Genomic DNA, 16,811 nt, shown 5'->3' with positions numbered 1-16,811 from the left:
CTTCTCGGACGACCGACGACCCGGAGTACCAGTAACGTGTCCACTTCCCCCATCCTCGCGACCCCCTCCGCCGCGGCCTCGGCCGACACCCGCGCCGTCCTGCTGAACCAGGTGTCGTGGGGCGCGATCTTCGCCGGCGCCGTCACCGCCCTGGTCACCCAGGTCATCCTCAACATGGTCGGCGTCGGCGTCGGCCTGTCGAGCGTCGGCACCACCGCCGCCGACAACCCGGCCGCCTCGACCCTGTCCATGGGCGCCGGGCTCTGGTTCGTCGGGTCCGGCATCGTCGCCGCCCTGGCCGGCGGCGTCCTCGCCGGCCGTCTCTCGGGCAAGCCCGTCGCCGGCACCGCCGGCCTGCACGGCCTCGTCTCCTGGGCGGTGACCACCCTGGTGGTGCTGTACCTGCTGACCTCGGCGGCCGGCGGCCTCATCGGCGGCGCCTTCTCGGGCGTGACCAGCACGCTCGGCGGCGCCGGCTCCCTCGTGGGCGGCACCGTGCAGACGGCGGCCCAGGCGGCGGCCCCGTCGCTGTCGAAGATCGCGAACCCCCTCGACGGCATCGAGCAGTCGGTCCGCAACCAGGCCGCCGGCCAGGACCCGCAGGCCGCCAAGGACGCCGCCGTCGCGGCGATCCGGGCCCTGTTCACGGGTGACCCGGCCCAGAAGGCCCAGGCCGAGACCCGCGCCGCCGACACGCTGGCCAAGGCGCAGGGCATCCCGGTCGACCAGGCCAAGGCGCAGATCCAGGACTACCGCAAGCAGTACGATGAGACCGTCGCCGCCGCCAAGGTGAAGGCCGAGGCCGCCGCCGTCACGGCGAAATCCGCCGCCACCCAGGGTGCCTTCTACGGCGCGCTCGCCCTGATCCTCGGCGCCCTCGCGGGCTTCCTCGGCGGTCGCCTCGGGGCCCCGCAGCCCGCCACCCTGGTCGCCGGCTACGACGCACGTCGCGTCTGATCCGTTCGTCTGATCCCTCCGGCCCCGGTTCGCCGGGGCCGGTCGTCCCGCCGGTCGGGTCAGGCCGGTTTTCACCCCCAGAACAGGAGACTCCCGATGAGCAGCACCACCGACAAGATCAAGGGCCTGGCCAACGAAGCCGTCGGCACCGTCAAGCAGGGCGTCGGCAACGTCACCGGCAACGACAAGCTCGTCGCCGAGGGCAAGGCACAGGAACTCAAGGGCGACGCCCAGAAGACCGTCGGCGAAGCCAAGGACGGCGTCGCCTCGGTCGTCGACAAGGTCACCGGAAAGCGCTGAGCCTTACGGTCCTCCCGTGGCGGGCGACCGGATTCCGGGCCCGCCACGCCCGTGCCTTTCGAACGCAGGAGAATTCCATGAACCGCGATCAGTTCAGCGGTGCGTCCCGTCACCTCAAGGGTCGCGCCCAGACCGCTTTGGGCGGCGTCACCGGCGATCCGGCACGTCAGGTGCGCGGCGCCGTGAACCAGGTGGCCGGCGGAGCGCAGTACGCCTACGGACGCGCCCGCACGCGGGCCGAGGATCTCGCCGAGGACGGCCGGCATCTCGCCCACGCGGTGCGCGACCGCGCCGACGACCTGATCGAGGATGGACGCCATCTGGCCCGGGACGCCCGCAAGCGCGGCACCGCCTACGGCCAGCGCGCCGTGCGCTACGCCGACGACAACCGCATGTCCGCCCTGGTCGGCCTCGCCGCCGTCGCCTTCGCGGTCGGCTGGCTGTCCCGTCCGAGGCGCTGACCCATTCACGCCTCGGCCAGCAATGCTTCGATCGCCGCGATCCTGAGCGGGTGATCCCGTGCGGCGTATCCGACACCGCATAGGGCCTTCACCCCGCCGGCAACCACATCCCGGTGTCGCGACATGATAGAAGCGTGAGGGAGTGATCCCAAAACGGTTCGCCGATGCGCGAGGGAGAGTCGATGGCACGCTTGAGCATCCGGATCGATCTCGGCCCGGACCATCGTGTCGGTCCCGGAAAGGTGCAACTGCTCGAGATGATCGCGGAGCACGGTTCGATCTCGGCAGCGGGCCGAGCGCTCGGCATGTCGTATCGCCGGGCGTGGATGCTGGTCGAGGCGATGAACAAGGGCTTTGGAAAGCCCGTCGTCGATGCGCAGATCGGCGGCAAGTCCGGTGGCGGCGCGCGCCTCTCGGCTTTCGGCGCCGATGTCGTCGCCCATTACCGGGCCATCGAACGGGCGGCGGAAAGATCGGCGCTGCCATTTCTGGCGAAGTTCTCGGCCGACACGGGCGAATAAGCATGCGCAGAGCGCCGCGATCCGGCGGCATGCCGTCGTCTGCGGAATGCGCAGCGCACTCTAGGCAAGCGCCATCGATTCCGGCACAGTCGCTATGTCTTTTTGGATATAGGGCAAGGCGCGGTATCCGTGATGCAAAGCCATCTGCAAGGTGGGCACGCTCCGCGCACGCCGATTGAGACCACCCCGCCGCCGTTCACGGCGGCGGAACGGGCGGAGCTCGCCGAGACGGCGCGCGACGGGATCTGTGCGCTCGCCGACGCGTTGCCGGGCTTCCGCGCCAGCACCGGCCGGGCGCGTGCCGCTGGCAAAGCGCCCATCGCCGTCCCGGAAGCGTCGGCTCATCCCTCGAGGATACCCGGCGCAGAACGGAGTGATCCGAAACGTGGCCGGATCGGCAAGCCCGCGCGGCGTCTGAGCGAAGCCCCAATCCGCCATCCCCAAATCCGCCCTCCCGAAGGGATCGACCGGATTTGGCATGACGGAGCGACGCGCGCCCGAAGCTGAGCCGGCTTCGTCATGCTCGTGCGGCATCTCTCGTTCTTCGTGACGCTGGCGCGGGAGCAGCACTTCGCCCGCGCGGCCGAGGCCTGCAACGTCACGCAATCGACGCTGTCGGCGGCGATCCGCAAGCTGGAGGACGATCTCCAGGTCGCCCTCGTCGTGCGCAATCAGCGGTTCCTCGGCCTGACCGTCGAGGGCGATCATCTGCTGGCCTGGGCCCGGCAGATCCTCACCGATTACGATTCCCTGCGGGAAGACCTCTCCGGCCTGCGCACCGGCCTGAAGGGGACCCTGCGCCTCGGGGTGGTGCCGGCGGCCATGGGCGCCATCGGCTTCCTCACCACGCGCTTTCGCCAGGCCCATCCCGAGGCCCTGATCGAGATCCGCTCGCTGTCGTCGCGCGAGATCCAGAAGGGCCTCGACTGTTTCGAGATCGAGGCCGGCCTGACCTACCTGGAGAACGAGCCCCTCGATCGCGTCCGGCGGCTGCCGCTCTACCACGAGCACTACATCCTCGCGATGGGGGCCGGCCACGCCCTTGCCGGGCGCGCCCGCGTGTCCTGGGCCGAGGCCGCCGGGCAGCGCCTGTGTCTCCTGAGCGAGGACATGCAGAACCGGCGCATCCTCGACAAGCTCGCCGCCCGCCTGTCCCTCACCCTCAGGCCCGTCGTCGTGAGCAACTCGTTCCTCGGCGTCTGCGCCCATCTTCGCCAGGAGGGTTTCGCCAGCATCGTGCCCCACACCTTCCGGCACCTCTTCAGCGGGACGCCCGACCTCGTCATGATCGATCTCGTCGAACCGGTGCACCGGCAGGCCGTCGGCCTCGTCCTGTCCGATCGCGATCCGCTGCCGCCCATGGCGGCGGCCCTCTCGCGCGTCATCCTCGACGCCGATCTGGAGAGCGCGGTCTCGGCGGCCGAGGCGCGGGCCGCCCTGTGATCGCCCGCGTCGATCAGGCCATTCAAGACTTTCGTTTGATGACCGCGCCGTCCCCGTGGAAGCTCTCCTCGTTCGAGACACCGGGCCGCACTCAAGATGGTCTCTGGAAGTCCCGAGCGGGGAAACGCCTGGACCGACCAAGATCATCGAAATGGTTCGCAGAGATGCGGCCGGGCGCGATCCCCTTTGTCCTCACAACAAAGGGATGGATCACATGGCCAAGATTGTTCTCGTGCTCTACGACGATCCCGTCGACGGATATCCGACCGCTTACGCCCGCGACGACCTGCCGAAGATCGAGCGCTACGCCGACAGCCAGACCCTCCCGACTCCGAAGGCCATCGATTTCCAGCCGGGTACGCTGCTGGGCAGCGTCTCGGGCGAACTCGGCCTGCGCCCCTATCTCGAAGGCCTCGGCCACGAACTCGTCGTGACCTCCTCGAAGGACGGCGCCGAGTCCGTTCTCGACCAGCACCTGCACGACGCCGAGATCGTGATCTCGCAGCCGTTCTGGCCGGCCTACATGACGAGGGAGCGGATCGCGAAGGCGAAGAACCTCAAGATCATCGTCACCGCCGGCATCGGCTCGGACCATACCGATCTCGACGCCGCCAACGCGCACGGCATCACGGTGGCGGAGGTCACCTTCTGCAACTCGATCAGCGTCGCCGAGCACGTGGTGATGATGATCCTCGGCCTCGTGCGCAACTACATCCCGTCCTACCAGTGGGTGATGAAGGGCGGCTGGAACATCGCCGATTGCGTCACGCGCTCCTACGACGTCGAGGGCATGCATGTCGGCACGGTGGCGGCCGGCCGCATCGGCCTCGCGGTGCTGAAGCGCCTGAAGCCGTTCGACATGCACCTGCACTACACCGACCGCCATCGCCTGCCCGAGGCCGTCGAGACGGAACTCGGCCTGACCTGGCACGCCAGCCGCGAGGAGATGTACGGCGTCTGCGACGTGGTGACCCTGAACTGCCCGCTCCACCCCGAGACCGAGGGCATGATCAACGACGAGACGCTCAAGCTGTTCAAGCGCGGCGCCTATCTCGTCAACACCGCCCGCGGCAAGCTTGCCGTGACCGACTCGATCGTGCGTGCCCTCGAATCCGGCCAGCTCGCGGGCTATGCGGGCGACGTCTGGTACCCGCAGCCCGCTCCGCAGGACCATCCGTGGCGGACCATGCCGCATCACGGCATGACGCCCCACATCTCCGGCACCTCGCTCTCGGCTCAGGCCCGCTACGCCGCCGGCACCCGCGAGATCCTCGAATGCTACTTCGAGGGGCGGCCGATCCGCGACGAGTACCTCATCGTCCAGGACGGCAGGCTCGCCGGTGTCGGCGCACGCTCCTACAGCGTGAGCGACGCCGGCAAGGAGAAGATGGGTAAGATCTGAGGATCCGGGCGGCCGGCCCGTTGGCCGGCCGCCCTCTTCTTCCACGAGCGGGTGATGGTCTACGGCACGATGTGGAAGGAGCTGATCCAGGAGGATTTCGGCGACGGCATCATGTCGGCGATCGATTTCGACATGACCATGGAGCGGGAGCCCAACAACAAGGGCGACCGGGTGAAGGTGACCCTCGCGGGCAAGTTCCTGCTGTACGAGTACTACGACAACGAAGACGGCATCCCGGAATGCGGCATTAAGGAAAGCTGATCCCTGGTCTCGGCGATCACGACTCCGTGTATCGTCCCCGCGTCACCGTTACCGGCCGCGAGAAAAGACATAGGGTCTCCACACAACCAGACGGCCCAAACCATGGCCGCTGCGGGGGGACGATACGATGACGGTTCGGACCGCGGATGCCGCTTCGTTCACGACGATCCGACCGGGATTCCTGTCCCGCGAACACATCGTCGCCAAGCCCGGCTTCAACCGCTGGCTGGTTCCCCCCGCCGCCCTCGCGATCCACCTGTGCATCGGCATGGCCTACGGCCTGTCCGTGTTCTGGATGCCGCTCTCCCGGGCGCTGAGCGTCGGCGCGCCTGCGCCCGCCGCCTGCCCGGACATGAGCATCGCCACCGCGCTGTTCACCACCACCTGCGACTGGCGCGTCAGCGACCTCGTCTGGGTGTTCTCCATCGGCATCGTCATGCTCGGCCTCTCGGCGGCCCTGTTCGGCGGCTGGCTGGAGCGCGCCGGACCGCGGAAGGCCGGCATCGCCGCCGCGTTCTGCTGGGGCGGCGGATTCCTGATCGGCGCGCTCGGCGTCTTCCTGCACCAGCTCTGGCTGGTCTGGCTCGGCATGGGCCTGATCGGCGGCATCGGCCTCGGGCTCGGCTACATCTCCCCGGTCTCGACCCTGATCAAGTGGTTCCCCGACCGGCGCGGCATGGCCACCGGCATGGCGATCATGGGCTTCGGCGGCGGCGCCATGATCGGTTCGCCGCTCGCCGACACCCTGATCAAGAGCTTCAGGACCACCGACACGGCCGGGGTCTGGCAGACCCTGGCGCTGATGGGCCTCGGCTACATCCTGTTCATGCTCGGCGGCGCCTTCGGCTACCGCGTGCCGCCCGCCGGCTGGAAGCCGGAGGGCTGGACTTCGCCCGCCTCGAAGAACCCGATGATCGCCTCGGGGCACGTCCACCTCGACGACGCCCACAGGACGGTGCAGTTCTGGCTGCTCTGGGCCGTGCTGTGCCTCAACGTCTCCGCCGGCATCGGCGTCCTGGCCCTGGCCTCCCCGATGCTGCAGGAGATCTTCGGCGGGGCATTGATCGGCCAGCCGGGCGTCGGCTTCGCCGGGCTCGACGGGCCACAGAAGGCGCAGATCGCCGCCATCGCGGCCGGCTTCGTCGGCCTGCTGTCGCTGTTCAACATCCTCGGGCGGTTCTTCTGGGCCTCGATGTCGGACAGGATCGGCCGCAAGGTGACCTACGCGACTTTCTTCGCGCTGGGCTGCGCGCTCTACGCGGCGGCGCCCTGGGCGGCGCATCTCGGGTCGCAAGCCCTGTTCGTGGCGTTCTTCTGCGTGATCCTTTCGATGTATGGCGGCGGGTTCGCCACCATCCCGGCCTATCTGGCGGACGTGTTCGGCACCCAGTTCGTCGGCGCGATCCATGGCCGGCTGCTGACCGCATGGTCCACCGCCGGCATCGTCGGCCCCGTCGTCGTCACGAAGATCCGCGAGTTCCAGGCGGCGTCGGGCGTGCAGGGTGCCGATCTCTACGGGCGCACCCTCTACGTCCTGGCCGGCTTCCTCGCCGCCGGGTTCGTCGCCAACCTGCTGATCCGGCCCCTCGCGCCGCGCTGGTTCATGAGCGAGGCCGATGTGGCGGCAGCCCAGGCGGGGCTCGTTTCTCCGACGGCCTCGAAGGGTCCGCTCCCCGACGGCCCGGGCATCGGGCGGGGCGGATTCAGCGTCGGGGCCGCCTTGGCCTGGGCCCTCGTCGGCCTCCCGATCCTCTGGGGCGTCTGGATCACCCTGTCGAAAGCCCTCATCCTGTTCCGGTAGCCCTCCCGGGCTCTCCACCGATCCGAAGCGCGGGCCGGGCATCGCGGCAACTTCCGTCGTCCCGCCGGCCGCACCCGTCTCGGATCAAGGGATGCGCCCCTGTCCTGAGGGCTATGCAAACAAATCCTCTCCATGGGACGCCGGAGGTGGTCATGATCACCTCAGGTCAGGGAGAGATTCCGAATGCGCGCATCGACCGAGAAAATGGAGGCCCGCATCATTGCGCTGGAATACCTCGTCAGCGTCTTGATCGACTGCCTGAGCGACAAGAGCATCGTCGATGGGGTGAAAATCTCGCGCCTCCTTCAAAGTGCCGCCCAGGACCCCGAATCCGCGCGGCACAATCCAGAAGTGCCCCGGAGCCTGATGGACCTGTCGGAACGGACACCCTGATTCGGGGCAGGCCGGTGTCCGAACTCCAGGAGAGAGACAGGAGACGCAGCGGGCCACTTACCGTGCGGGGAGATGCCCCTCGACCCCGCCTACGACGGGCGGGCGCTCTCCACCGTCTCGGGGGCCGGGATCATGATGCCCCCACCGACACGATCCCGATGGCGACCATCGTCCCGTCGATGGCGCTGAAGACGAGAACCGGCGGTGGTCGGGCGTTCTGCGAGGCACTCCAAGCCTCGCCCATTCACGGAACAGGGGCCGGACCCTGCGTGTTGATGGGACAAGCTGCGCCGTTATCGCCGGCGCTCCCCTCAGACCCGGAGCCAGCCATGAGCCTCATCGGACGCCTCGTCACCAAGATCCTCGGCAACGAAGACCGCCCCGTGGTGCGCGACGAGCGCAACTACGAGTCGAGCAGCCCCATCGGCCGCCTCGTCACCAAGCTGCTGCGCAAGTAATCTTGATCTCAGAGCGCCGCTGGCCTTCGGGTCGGCGGCGTGGCCTTTCCCGCGTGAGAAGGCAGGCATGCAAGGCGCTGCGGCGAGCGGCTCACGCCGCCTTGCGCTTACCCTTCTTCTCCCGTCCCTGCCCCGGCGCGCGCTGGCCGGCCCGGGTGCGGTCGAGGACGAACCGGGCGTAGTCGTCCATATCCCCAGCGAACGGCTTGACGGTGTTGTCGGCCGCCAACCAGAGCCGATCCGCCACCAGCTCCATCAGCGAGCGGTCGTGGGTGATGAGGATCACCGCACCGGCGTAGTCGTTGAGCGCGTCGAGGAGCGCGCGTCGGCTGTCGATGTCGAGGTGGTTCGTCGGCTCGTCGAGGATGAGCAGGTGCGGCGCCTGCATCGCCACGAGGTTCAGGAGCAGACGGGCCCGCTCCCCGCCGGAGAGCGCGTCGACCGTCGTCTCCTGCTTGTCGAAGGCGAGGCCGAAACTCGCGAGCTTGGCCCGGCGCGCGGATTCGCTGTCGTCCGGCCGCTCGCGGCGGATGATGGCCAGCGGCGTGTCCTTCGGGTCCATGGCCTCGATCTGGTGCTGGTGGAACCAACCGACCTGCACCCGGCCCTCCCGCACCATCCGACCGTCGCGCACGGACAGCGCGCCCGCCGCCATCTTGGCGAAGGTGGACTTGCCGGCGCCGTTGACGCCGAGCAGGCCGATGCGGTCGTCGACGTCGAGGGTCAGGTTGAGGTCGCGCAGGATTGGCGCGTCCTCGCCGTAGCCGATGCTGGCATCGGTCAGGTGCATCAGGGGTGGGGCCAAGGGCCGCTTCGGCGACGGCAGGTGGAACGGCGCCACGTGCTCCTCGATGGTGGTGGCGATGGGCTCCATCTTGGCCAGCCGCTTCATGCGCGACTGGGCCTGGGCGGCCTTGGAGGCGGACGCCTTGAAGCGATCGACGAAGCTCTGCAGGTGGGCGCGCTCGGCTTCCTGCTTCACCTTGGTCGAGGCCTGCAAACGCGCCTTCTCGGCCCGGCGCTTCTCGAAGTCGTCGTAGCCGCCGGTGTAGAGTTCGAGCTTTTCCCCCGCGACGTGCAGGATCGCATCGACGGAATTGTTCAGGAGTTCGCGGTCGTGGGAGATGATGAGGGCCGAGTGCGGGTAGCGCTTGAGCCGCGCCTCCAACCACAGGGCGCCTTCGAGATCGAGGTAGTTGGTCGGCTCGTCGAGGAGCAGCATGTCGGGCTCGGCGAAGAGGGCGGCGGCGAGCGCCACGCGCATGCGCCAGCCGCCGGAGAACTCGGCCATGGGGCGTTCGAGATCGGCGACGGAGAAGCCGAGGCCGGCCAGGATCTCGCCGGCCCGCGCCGGGGCCCGGTCGGCGTCGATCTCGATGAGGCGGCCGTAGATCTCGCCCATGCGCTCGGGCTCGGCGGTCTCGAGTTCGAGATTCAGGGCCTCGCGCTCGGTGTCGGCGGCGAGAATCGTGTCGATGAGGCTGATGGGGGTGGCCGGGTGCTCCTGATCGACGCTCGCCACGCGGGCGGTCTTCGGCAGCAGGATCGCGCCGCCATCGGGCTGGAACTCGCCGAGGATGATCTTGAACAGGGTCGACTTGCCCACCCCGTTGCGGCCGACCAAGCCGACCTTGGAGCCGGGCGGGATCGCGACGCTGGCGCGATCGAAGAAGCGCCGGCCCCAGGCGCTGAAGGTGAGGTCTTCGATCTGGATCATGCGGGGGCCACGGCTACGCGAACGGCGCGGGCGAGGAAGCGACCCACGGGGAGACCTCCCCTACCGCATTGCAGCATGCAGCACGAGAGCCGCGCCCGCAGGGGTGGCCCTCGTCGCGCGGCCCTCTCGGTCAGCGCGCCTCGGCGACGGTCTTCAGCAGGGGCGAGGTCGGCACGTTCTTGCGCCAGAACGTCCCGGTGCGGCCGGCTTCGTAGCCGCTCTGGTAGAGGCTGCGCATGTAGGCCGTGTCGAAGCCCCGCGCCGCGGTGGTGTTGGGCGCCGATTCGTCGATGTAGGCCAGGTTGAAGCCGATGCCGTTGGCCCGGGTGAAGGCGTAGGTTGTCGCCATGGTGGCGCGGCTGCGGGCGCGGCTTGCCGTGGTGAACGCGCGCTCGACGATGGACAGGGTGTTGTTCTGCGCCAGGTCGAACTCCGGCTCCAGGCGCCCGTTGATGATCACGTAGATGTCCGACTTGGCGCCGGCCTTGAAGCGCCCGTCGCGCAGGAGAAACGATTGCGGCAGGGTGAACACCGGCGTCACCACCGAGCCGTCAACGTGCATCTCCTGGAAGTCGCGGCCTTCCGCCTGCACGTCGAGGAGCTGGGGCGGGAACACCGCGGGGATGCTGGCCGACGCGGTCAGCACGTCGGCGAACAGGTCGAGGGCGGTCGGGCCGCCATTGGCCGCGATGGCGCCCATGTTCCAGATCACGGCGCGCTGCGAATCGAGGTTCGTCGTCACCACGAGGAGGCGGCGGCCCTTGGCGTGCTGGATGGCGATCGCCGCCAGGAGCTCGGGCGTGACGTAGCGGCGCACGAGGCCGCGCAGGCGCCCGTCGCCGAACAGGCCGGAGCCGAACAGCACGTTGGCGACGCTCGGCGACTGCACCAGGGTGGAGGCGACGCCGCTGGTGTAGATGTCCTTCAGGACCGCGTCGTATTCCGGGCCGACGAACGCGAAGGGCGCGATGAGGGCGCCTGTGGAGACGCCCGAGACCAGGGAGAATTCCGGGCGCTTGCCGGATTCCGTCCAGCCATTGAGGATGCCGGCGCCGTAGGCCCCGTCGCCGCCGCCGCCCGAGAGGGCGAGGTAGGCGAACGGCACCTTCTTGTTCTCGGGCCGGGCGGCCATCTCGGTGAAGGTCTTCTCCGCCGCGTCCGCGTAGGCGCGCACGGAGAGGTCCATGCCCGGCACCGTGGCGGCGGCGGCCTCGCTCGCCGTGTAGGAGACGCGGGGGGTCGAGCCGCAGGCACCGAGCTGACCGGCGACGAGGAGGGCGAGAACGCCGCGCGACCATCCGAGACGACGAGACATCGACATTTCCTGAAACTGCCCGACCCCGGGGGACATGCGTAGCACGAAAGAACGAGCTTGGCCGTTGGAGCGTTCCCGCTGTCCCGTCTTCCGCGCCGACGCGTGGCATCGGGGTCACAGACAAGGCTTCGAACCGGGCTCCAAAGTCACGGACGGGCCTCCGGCGGGCGGCGTCTTCGTCAATTCCCGGAGGGATTTGAACTTCTTCACGCGCACGGCATTTGAAGCGGTGCACGGCAACGGTTACGAACCGGACCGGCCCCCATTCTCGAAAACCCGACCTGCGCCACCGCACCGGGCGCGAAACCGGCAGGCCCCAGCGATGGGTCCGGTGTCGGGGCGAAACCGGACGGCGCGGAAGGGATCCGGCAAGCCCGGGACGGCAGGTCAGAAGGCAGGACGATGGAACGAGACGACGCCTGGCACCTCACGGACGACCTGATGGTCGAGCACGGCAAGGGCGATCCCTTCGCCGCCGCCATCCGTGCGACCCGCATGGCGATGATCGTCACCGACCCGCGCCGGGACGACAACCCCATCGTGTTCGTCAACGACGCCTTCCTCCGGCTCTCGGGCTACGAGCGCAACGAGATCATGGGCACCAACTGCCGGTTCCTGCAGGGGGCCGACACCGATCCCAGCGCCGTGCGGCAGATCCGCGAAGCCGTCGCGGCGCGGCGCGACATCGCCATCGACATCCTGAACTACCGCAAGGACAAAACGCCGTTCTGGAACGCGCTCTACATGAGCCCGGTGATCAACGAGGCCGGCGAACTGCTCTATTTCTTCGCCTCGCAGCTCGACATCACCGATCGGGTCGATGCGCAGATGCGGACCCAGAACGAGAAGGAGCATTTCGAGCGCGAGGTCGGCAAGCGGACGCGGGAACTGACGGAGGCGCTGGCGGCGAAAACCATGCTGGTCCACGAGGTCGACCACCGGGTGAAGAACAACCTCCAGATGATCGCTTCGCTCCTGACCATGCAGACCCGCGCCATCGTCGACCCGACGGCGCGGGCGGCGATGAAGACGATGCTGACGCGGATCGAGGCGCTGGGCACGGTGCATAAGCGCCTGTACCAGTCGCAGGACGTCCAGCGCTTCGATGTGGCGGAATTCGCCCGCGAGCTCGCCTCCGACCTCGTGCGCGGCTCGGGCCGCACGGGCATCCGCCTGCGTTTCGACCTCGAAGCGGTGGAGGTGCCCGTCGAGAAGGCGCCGCCCATCGCCCTGATCATGAACGAACTCATCACCAACGCCCTCAAGCACGCCTTTCCCGACGAGCGGCCGGGACGTCTCTCGATCACCGTGAAACCCGACGGCAATTACTTCGAGATCGGGATCAGCGACGATGGGGTCGGCATGCCGCGCGAGGTTCTGGGCAATCGCTCCTTCGGCAAGCGGCTGATCGAAAGCTTGGCACGTCAGTTGAACGCGAGTATCGCTTGGCAGCCGGCCGGTACCGGACCTTCACCGGGAACCTGGATCGACATCCGCCTGCCGCGTGAAACGGCCGGCAGCAGGGAGACCACGTGACCGAACCCCTTCGGGTCCTGATCGCCGAGGATGAGGCCCTCATCCTGATGCAGCTTGAATTCCTGCTCGAGGATTGCGGTCACGCCGTCGTCGCCACCGCCGCCACGGCAGGGGACGCGATCCGCTTGGCCCGGGAGACCCGTCCCGACATCGTGTTCGTCGATCTCCAGCTGCGCGGCGGCTCGTCCGGCCTCGACATCGTCCGGACCCTGCGGGACGAGTCGGACGTGGTGCTCGTGTTCGTGACCGCCAACGCGCGGCGCTTCACCGACGATTTCGAGGGCGCGGCCGGGGTGATCGCCAAGCCGTTCACCGAGGCGGTGATCCTCGACACCATGACCTATCTCGAAGCCTGCGTACGCAACCCGCCGCCCGGGATGGACGCCCCGCTCGGCCTCACCCTCGCGCCGGATTACCGGGCGCACCTGGAGAGCCTGCGGGCCTGACGCGGGCGCGACGGCCTCAACGGTACCCGGCGGCCTGCAACTCGAACAGCTCAGCGTAGCGCCCGCCCTTCGCCTGCAGTTCCGCATGGGTGCCGGCTTCGAGCACCCGGCCGCCGTCCAGCACCAGAATGCGGTCGGCCATGCGCACCGTCGAGAAGCGGTGCGAGATGAGCACCGCCGTGCGGCCGTGGCTGAGGTCGCGAAAGCGCCGGAATACCTCGAACTCGGCCCGCGCATCCAGCGCCGCCGTCGGCTCGTCGAGGATGAGGATCTCGGCCTCGCGCATGTAGGCGCGGCTGAGGGCGATCTTCTGCCATTGGCCGCCCGAGAGATCGACGCCCTCGGCGAACAGCTTGCCCAGCGGCTGGTCGTAGGCGAGCGGCAGGCGGGCGATGACCGCGTCGGCGAGGCTCCGCCCGGCGGCGCGCCTGACGCGCTCGGGATCGTCGCGGGCCTCGATGCGGCCGACGGCGACGTTCTGGCCGGCCGTGAGGTTGAAGCGCACGAAATCCTGGAAGATCACGCCGATGCGGCCGCGCAGGTCGTCGAGGTCGTAGTCGGCGAGGGAGCGGCCATCGAGGAGGACGCGCCCCTCCGTCGGGTCGTAGAGGCGGGTCAGCAGCTTGACGATGGTGGTCTTGCCGGCGCCGTTCTCGCCGACCAGCGCCAGGACCTCGCCGGCGCGGAGATGAAAGTCGAGGTGGCGCACGGCCCAGATGTCCGTGCCCGGATAGCGGAAGCCCACATCCGAAAAGACGATGCCGTGCGTCACGGGGTTCGGGAACGGCACGGGGGAGGCCGGCGAGCGGATGGCCGGGACGAGCGCGAAGAACGCGAACAGGTCGTCGAGGTACTGCGCTCCGGATGCGATCTGCGAGACGCCCTGCAGCAACCCCTCGATGAGGGCGCGCAGGCGCTGGAACGAGCCGGCGAGGAACGCGAGATCGCCGATGGAGAACTGCCCGGCCGCCGTGCGCCAGACGAGAGTGGCGTAGGCGGCGTAATACGCGAGGCTCCCGAGCGCTGCGAAGCCGCCGCCCCAGGCGGCGCGGCGGAGCGCTAGGTCGCGGTTGTCGGCGATGAGCTTCTCGGCGAGCACCGCGTAGCGCTCGGCGATGTAGCCGTTGAGGCCGAACAGCTTCACCTCCTTGGCCGATTCGACGCTGGCGCCCAGGGTCCGCAGGTAGTCGATCTGGCGCCGCTCCGGGGTGCGGGTCCAGGCGAGGCGATAGCCCTGGCGATTGAAGTGGGTCTCGTTGAGGAAGGCCGGGATCAACGCGGCGGCCACCAGCAGGATGAGCCAGGGGGCGTAGGCGGCGAGCCCGATGGCGAAGGCGACGAGCGTGATGAGGTCCTGGCCCTGGCCGAACAGCCCGAACAGCAGGTTCGAGCGGCCGGTGACCTGCCGGCGCGCCCGCTCCAGGCGGTCCTGCTGGGCCGCGTCCTCGAACTGGGCGAGATCGAGGGCGGCGGCGTGGCGCATGAGCCGCAGGCTGGCGGCGTTGCCGTAGCGGTCGGCGACGATCCCGTCGACGAGGCTGCTCGCCCGGCCGAGGAGATCGGACAGGATGGCGAGGCCGAACTCGAGCCCGACGAGGCCGGCGAGGTGCCTGAGCGCCGGGTCGACCAGCCAGGCCTCGAATCCCAGGCCGCTGGGGTGCGGCCGGGCGTGCTCGGCCACGATGGCGTCGAGGATGAGTTTCGCCACGTAGAGCATCCCGACGGGCAGGCTCGCCCGGGCCAGCCGCAGGGCGAGGCTCGTCGGCAGCAGGCGCGGGCTCGCCGCGTAGACGAGGCGGGCCAGTGCCGGCAGGTGGCGCAGGGCACCGAAGCGTTCGGCGAGGGCGCCGCCCGGCGGGGCGGAGACGGGATCGGGGCGGGGTGCGGGCATCGGCGCGGACCATGACGGCGGCGGGCCCGGGCGTCGATCCCGCCCGACCGCGCGCGCCTGTCGCAGGGGTTGCACGGGGCACGAGGTCCGGGCGGATCTGATCGAAGCAACCGGCCGGCGACGAAGAAGCGATCTTATCGACAGGAGCTTGCGGCCGGCGGCGACCGCGTCGAGACTCCGATTCGTCCCCCATGGTAAGCGGACTCTTCTGTTCTCGTGCGTGAGGCCGCCTCGATGCTCAGCGGTTCAGCCTTCCTGAGGGTCGTGGTCCTCCTGGTCGTGGCGGCCGGACTGGCGGGGATCATCCAGCTCTACTGGTCGCCCGCCCCGGTGGAGACCGATCCGGAGCCCGTGGTGATCACCGCCGAGCCGTCGCGCCCGGTGCGCCGGGCCGAGCCCGTTCCCGCGCCTGTCCAGCCCAGCCCAGCGCCTGTCCAGCCGGCGCCTCCGCCCCAGGCGCAGGCGATCTCGCCCGTCGCCCCCCCACCGCCCGCAGCACCCGCCCCCGCCGCCCCCGCTCCCCTGACGTTCGAGCCTTCCATCGCCGCCGGGGAGGACGACGTCGCGAGCGCGTCCGACAATGCCGGTCCGCGCGCCATGGCCATCGTCGATCTCAACAGCGCGAGCGTCGCCGACCTCAACGGCCTCAAGGGCGGCGGCATGATCGGGCGCGCCATCGTCCAGAAGCGGCCCTACACCTCCGTGGATCAGCTCCTGTCGAAGCGGGTCCTGAGCCGGGGCACCTACGAGCGGATCAAGGATCAGGTGACGGTGCGTTGAGGGTGCGTTGCGGGTAGCGCCCGACGCGGCGGATGCCTACACTGAGGCGCGGCGACGCCAGCCGTATCGAGCCCAGGACCGACCATGTTTGCGCAAGCCGGTGGCGTGACCTTTCGCGAGGATCTCGGCGTCGAGGAGACCACCGAGACCGACAACGTCGTCCGCTGGGACGGCGAGAAGCTCTACGTCGAGCACGACATCTACCACAACGGCCAGCTCGTTCACCGCAAGTACCGCAAGACCGTCACCGAGCCCGTGGCCCGGGCCCTTCAGGCGATCATCAACCGCGCGCAGCAATAGCCCCGCGTTGCGGCGCCTCGCCCATATCTCCGACCTGCATTTCGGCCGCACCGACCCGGCCGTGGTCGAGGGCCTCGTCACCGAGCTGAATCACGACCGGCCCGACCTGATCATCGCGTCGGGCGACTTCACCATGCGGGCGCGCAAGGTCGAGTACGAGGCGGCCCGCGCCTTCCTCGCCCGCCTCGACGCACCCTGGATCGCGGTGCCGGGCAACCACGACATCTCGCCGTTCCACCTCGTGCAGCGCTTCCTGCGGCCGTTCGCGCGCTATCGCCGCTACATCGCGGTCTCGACCGAGCCGACCCATCTCGACGACGAGATCGGCATCGTCTGCCTCAACACCGTGCGGACCTGGGCGCCCGAGGCCGACTGGTCGCAGGGCAAGATCCGGCACCGCCAGATCGTCCAGGCCGAGGCGCGGTTGCGGGCGATGCCCGAGGGCGTGTTCCGGATCGTGGTCGGGCACCACCCGTTCATGCCGCCGCCCTGGGACGAGGAGGCCCGCCTCGTCGGCCGCGCCGACCTCGCGCTCGCCGCCTTCCGGCGCCAGGGCGTCGGGCTGACGCTGGCCGGCCACCTCCACCGGCACTACGCCCGCTTCGCGGAAGCCGACGGGGCGGGTGCCGAGAACGACACGGTGGACCAGGGCGTCATGCGCGGCCGGCGCGGGCATCTTCTCGCGGTGCAGGCCGGGTCGGCGACCTCGACGCGCCTGCGCGGCTCGGAGCCCAACGCCTACAACCGCATCGTCATCGCGGACGGCGCCGCCACCGTGACGGTGCGGCTGTGGCACGGCAGCGGCTGGCGGGACGCCGAATAACCCCGG

Annotated in this window: 18 protein-coding genes and 1 pseudogene; 16 read left to right on the top strand and 3 right to left on the bottom strand. The window is 69.4% G+C overall.

What is annotated here, in order from left to right:
• Window positions 1-36: 36 nt before the first annotated feature.
• The 11 genes and pseudogenes from MKK49_RS11005 to MKK49_RS10955 all read left to right on the top strand — a co-directional run bounded on the left by MKK49_RS11005 (window position 37) and on the right by MKK49_RS10955 (window position 7,997).
• Complete coding sequence (locus MKK49_RS11005) at window positions 37-957, top strand: PhnA-like protein (RefSeq protein ID WP_244028324.1); 921 nt, start codon at window positions 37-39, stop codon at window positions 955-957.
• Between the two features lie 96 nt (window positions 958-1,053).
• Window positions 1,054-1,257, top strand: coding sequence for a CsbD family protein (locus MKK49_RS11000; protein WP_244028323.1), 204 nt, complete (start codon window positions 1,054-1,056; stop codon window positions 1,255-1,257).
• Window positions 1,258-1,334: 77 nt separating this feature from the next.
• On the top strand, window positions 1,335-1,718 hold the full coding sequence (locus tag MKK49_RS10995; RefSeq protein ID WP_244028321.1) for a CsbD family protein: 384 nt from the start codon (window positions 1,335-1,337) through the stop codon (window positions 1,716-1,718).
• Between the two features lie 182 nt (window positions 1,719-1,900).
• Window positions 1,901-2,239, top strand: a complete 339-nt coding sequence (locus MKK49_RS10990) for a winged helix-turn-helix domain-containing protein (RefSeq protein WP_244028319.1) — start codon at window positions 1,901-1,903, stop codon at window positions 2,237-2,239.
• Window positions 2,240-2,371: 132 nt separating this feature from the next.
• On the top strand, window positions 2,372-2,746 hold the full coding sequence (locus MKK49_RS10985) for a hypothetical protein (protein ID WP_244028317.1): 375 nt from the start codon (window positions 2,372-2,374) through the stop codon (window positions 2,744-2,746).
• A gap of 12 nt (window positions 2,747-2,758) precedes the next feature.
• A complete protein-coding gene (locus tag MKK49_RS10980; RefSeq protein ID WP_244028315.1) occupies window positions 2,759-3,682 on the top strand; it encodes a LysR family transcriptional regulator in 924 nt (307 codons plus the stop codon).
• Between the two features lie 214 nt (window positions 3,683-3,896).
• Entirely contained in the window at window positions 3,897-5,084 is a 1,188-nt protein-coding gene (locus MKK49_RS10975; RefSeq protein WP_244028313.1) for an NAD-dependent formate dehydrogenase, read from the top strand.
• A 39-nt stretch (window positions 5,085-5,123) separates the two neighbouring features.
• A pseudogene (locus tag MKK49_RS10970) lies at window positions 5,124-5,345 on the top strand (cyanase); the annotation flags it as partial.
• Window positions 5,346-5,472: 127 nt separating this feature from the next.
• Window positions 5,473-7,146, top strand: coding sequence for an OFA family MFS transporter (locus MKK49_RS10965; protein WP_244028311.1), 1,674 nt, complete (start codon window positions 5,473-5,475; stop codon window positions 7,144-7,146).
• A 183-nt stretch (window positions 7,147-7,329) separates the two neighbouring features.
• A complete protein-coding gene (locus tag MKK49_RS10960; RefSeq protein WP_244028309.1) occupies window positions 7,330-7,539 on the top strand; it encodes a hypothetical protein in 210 nt (69 codons plus the stop codon).
• Between the two features lie 329 nt (window positions 7,540-7,868).
• Complete coding sequence (locus MKK49_RS10955; protein WP_056087800.1) at window positions 7,869-7,997, top strand: hypothetical protein; 129 nt, start codon at window positions 7,869-7,871, stop codon at window positions 7,995-7,997.
• A 91-nt stretch (window positions 7,998-8,088) separates the two neighbouring features.
• Here MKK49_RS10955 and MKK49_RS10950 read toward each other — a convergent pair whose 3' ends face one another.
• Together MKK49_RS10950 and MKK49_RS10945 are read right to left on the bottom strand one after the other, a co-directional pair.
• Window positions 8,089-9,714: an ABC-F family ATP-binding cassette domain-containing protein gene (locus tag MKK49_RS10950; protein ID WP_244028307.1), complete on the bottom strand. Its 1,626-nt coding sequence runs from the start codon at window positions 9,712-9,714 to the stop codon at window positions 8,089-8,091.
• Between the two features lie 130 nt (window positions 9,715-9,844).
• The gene (locus tag MKK49_RS10945) at window positions 9,845-11,035 is read right to left on the bottom strand and encodes a patatin-like phospholipase family protein (protein WP_409565055.1); all 1,191 of its coding nucleotides are present in this window, start codon (window positions 11,033-11,035) and stop codon (window positions 9,845-9,847) included.
• Window positions 11,036-11,431: 396 nt separating this feature from the next.
• Between MKK49_RS10945 and MKK49_RS24505 the strand changes: the two genes are divergently transcribed.
• Window positions 11,432-12,565 (top strand): histidine kinase dimerization/phosphoacceptor domain -containing protein, encoded by a 1,134-nt coding sequence (locus MKK49_RS24505; RefSeq protein ID WP_279595460.1) that lies wholly within the window; start codon window positions 11,432-11,434, stop codon window positions 12,563-12,565.
• Window positions 12,562-13,011 (top strand): response regulator, encoded by a 450-nt coding sequence (locus MKK49_RS10930; protein WP_244028304.1) that lies wholly within the window; start codon window positions 12,562-12,564, stop codon window positions 13,009-13,011. The genes MKK49_RS24505 and MKK49_RS10930 overlap by 4 nt, the downstream gene beginning before the upstream one ends.
• A 16-nt stretch (window positions 13,012-13,027) precedes the next feature.
• Here MKK49_RS10930 and MKK49_RS10925 read toward each other — a convergent pair whose 3' ends face one another.
• The gene (locus MKK49_RS10925) at window positions 13,028-14,902 is read right to left on the bottom strand and encodes an ABC transporter ATP-binding protein (protein WP_244028302.1); all 1,875 of its coding nucleotides are present in this window, start codon (window positions 14,900-14,902) and stop codon (window positions 13,028-13,030) included.
• 234 nt (window positions 14,903-15,136) lie between these two features.
• Here MKK49_RS10925 and MKK49_RS10920 point away from each other — a divergent pair, with 234 nt between their 5' ends.
• The 3 genes from MKK49_RS10920 (at window position 15,137) to MKK49_RS10910 (ending at window position 16,805) form a co-directional block, all read left to right on the top strand.
• Window positions 15,137-15,682 (top strand): ComEA family DNA-binding protein, encoded by a 546-nt coding sequence (locus MKK49_RS10920; RefSeq protein WP_244028300.1) that lies wholly within the window; start codon window positions 15,137-15,139, stop codon window positions 15,680-15,682.
• Window positions 15,683-15,766: 84 nt separating this feature from the next.
• Complete coding sequence (locus tag MKK49_RS10915; protein WP_056087818.1) at window positions 15,767-15,982, top strand: hypothetical protein; 216 nt, start codon at window positions 15,767-15,769, stop codon at window positions 15,980-15,982.
• Between the two features lie 7 nt (window positions 15,983-15,989).
• On the top strand, window positions 15,990-16,805 hold the full coding sequence (locus MKK49_RS10910) for a metallophosphoesterase family protein (RefSeq protein WP_244028298.1): 816 nt from the start codon (window positions 15,990-15,992) through the stop codon (window positions 16,803-16,805).
• Window positions 16,806-16,811 lie beyond the last annotated feature (6 nt).

It is taken from the genome of Methylobacterium sp. J-090, from assembly GCF_022829345.1.
Taxonomy (GTDB): Bacteria; Pseudomonadota; Alphaproteobacteria; order Rhizobiales; family Beijerinckiaceae; genus Methylobacterium.
Note: the sequence above shows the minus strand (reverse complement) of the source record. Positions and strands in the feature narration are given on the sequence as shown.

Bases quoted from the DNA above. Each gene is read 5' to 3' on its own strand.
- MKK49_RS10960 (WP_244028309.1), top strand. From the start codon at position 7,330: ATGCGCGCATCGACCGAGAAAATGGAGGCCCGCATCATTGCGCTGGAA.
- MKK49_RS10950 (WP_244028307.1), bottom strand. From the start codon at position 9,714: ATGATCCAGATCGAAGACCTCACCTTCAGCGCCTGGGGCCGGCGCTTC.
- MKK49_RS10975 (WP_244028313.1), top strand. From the start codon at position 3,897: ATGGCCAAGATTGTTCTCGTGCTCTACGACGATCCCGTCGACGGATAT.
- MKK49_RS11000 (WP_244028323.1), top strand. From the start codon at position 1,054: ATGAGCAGCACCACCGACAAGATCAAGGGCCTGGCCAACGAAGCCGTC.
- MKK49_RS10980 (WP_244028315.1), top strand. From the start codon at position 2,759: ATGCTCGTGCGGCATCTCTCGTTCTTCGTGACGCTGGCGCGGGAGCAG.
- MKK49_RS10925 (WP_244028302.1), bottom strand. From the start codon at position 14,902: ATGCCCGCACCCCGCCCCGATCCCGTCTCCGCCCCGCCGGGCGGCGCC.
- MKK49_RS10945 (WP_409565055.1), bottom strand. From the start codon at position 11,035: ATGTCGATGTCTCGTCGTCTCGGATGGTCGCGCGGCGTTCTCGCCCTC.
- MKK49_RS10985 (WP_244028317.1), top strand. From the start codon at position 2,372: ATGCAAAGCCATCTGCAAGGTGGGCACGCTCCGCGCACGCCGATTGAG.
- MKK49_RS24505 (WP_279595460.1), top strand. From the start codon at position 11,432: ATGGAACGAGACGACGCCTGGCACCTCACGGACGACCTGATGGTCGAG.
- MKK49_RS10995 (WP_244028321.1), top strand. From the start codon at position 1,335: ATGAACCGCGATCAGTTCAGCGGTGCGTCCCGTCACCTCAAGGGTCGC.
- MKK49_RS10955 (WP_056087800.1), top strand. From the start codon at position 7,869: ATGAGCCTCATCGGACGCCTCGTCACCAAGATCCTCGGCAACGAAGAC.
- MKK49_RS10965 (WP_244028311.1), top strand. From the start codon at position 5,473: ATGACGGTTCGGACCGCGGATGCCGCTTCGTTCACGACGATCCGACCG.
- MKK49_RS10920 (WP_244028300.1), top strand. From the start codon at position 15,137: ATGCTCAGCGGTTCAGCCTTCCTGAGGGTCGTGGTCCTCCTGGTCGTG.
- MKK49_RS10915 (WP_056087818.1), top strand. From the start codon at position 15,767: ATGTTTGCGCAAGCCGGTGGCGTGACCTTTCGCGAGGATCTCGGCGTC.
- MKK49_RS10990 (WP_244028319.1), top strand. From the start codon at position 1,901: ATGGCACGCTTGAGCATCCGGATCGATCTCGGCCCGGACCATCGTGTC.